At 44.1% G+C, this 1,228-nt stretch carries 2 pseudogenes; both read right to left on the bottom strand.

The features are described from left to right. Positions 1-858: pseudogene (locus DW743_RS17800) on the bottom strand (IS200/IS605 family accessory protein TnpB-related protein); the annotation flags it as partial. A gap of 19 nt (positions 859-877) precedes the next feature. Then, positions 878-1,099: pseudogene (gene tnpA, locus DW743_RS18995) on the bottom strand (IS200/IS605 family transposase); the annotation flags it as partial. Positions 1,100-1,228 lie beyond the last annotated feature (129 nt).

The following is a 1,228-nucleotide window of genomic DNA, read 5'->3' as shown; positions in this document are numbered from 1 at the left end:
GCCAAGCTCTGTATTCAGACGTTTTGCATATGCCCATCTTCCCTGCGCCTGACACGATCCATGTTCCCGCTGAAATCTTCGGATCCGTCCCAGCGCACGGTACATCCGGTCTTTGTCACTGGAAAAGTTAATAAACTTTCTTCCCAGGATAGTTCCGTCTGGACGCATGATGGTACAGACTGCATCCGTATTGATGCCGAGATCCACACTGCAGATCGTTTGTTCTTTGACAGGTGTCCGGTTTAAAGATACCTCTTCCGCATACGTAAAACGCAGGAAATATTTGTCGTGCTTTTTCTCCAACGTTGGCGCCGAAGCTTTTTTGCCCGACCAGTGTTTTCTTAAATATTCCATATCCGTATGTTTCAGCCGCGTAGCAAACCATTTCCAGTCATGGCCATCGTACAGTTTTAAAAAGGCCGCATCTTTCTCTTCTGTGTTTTCACGGTACATGATATCGTGGTAAAAAACAGGCATGGCATACTGTTCACTTTTCAGATACGGCTTTCCCGTTTTCTCCCCCTCTGCTTTCCACTGTTCCAGACGCGTCCGATAAGAAGATACACTCCCAAGCGCATGCTGGACTGCCGCCCGTCTGAAATAGGATGGCATCTTGGGAAAGCAGAAATCAAAATCAAACCGGGCCGGATTCCGTTTCGTTGTATGCACCAGATGTTCCGCTGCATTGAAACGTTTCTTACTGTTCTCAATTTGGGCCAGTTCTTCCCATACAGATTCATACACTTTGACCAGATAGCGGACAGCAGAACGGTAAATCTCCAGTGTCTGGCGGATCGGAATATTCTGTTTTCGTAATTCTACACCATAACTGGATATGATTTTCATTCGCTTTTTCATTCGCTTTTTCCTCCGGGTTTTAACGGGATTTTTCCTTCTGCCCTTCTATGTAAGCAAGTACCTGTTCACGGCTCCGGTCACTGACCGTTACAACACAATAAGACGGATTCCACAAATGTCCTCCCCACAACTCTTTCTTTAGCTCTGGATGTAAAAGGAACATCTGGTGTGCAAGATTCCCCTTCATGATTTTGATCATGTCTGAAATATAAAACTGTGGTCGGTAATCTACAAGCAGATGACTTCTTTCTTCATAAAAATAGTATACCATATGCATAGGAATAACTCAAACATTTGTTCCCATTTTGGTAAAAATTTTGCGCGTCTAACTCATCACTACTACAATATATTTATGGGTAATCCCCTTACT

The organism is Blautia sp. AM28-27, from assembly GCF_003480905.1.
GTDB lineage: Bacteria > Bacillota > Clostridia > Lachnospirales > Lachnospiraceae > Fusicatenibacter > Fusicatenibacter saccharivorans.
This window is presented reverse-complemented; position numbering and strand designations above follow the sequence as displayed.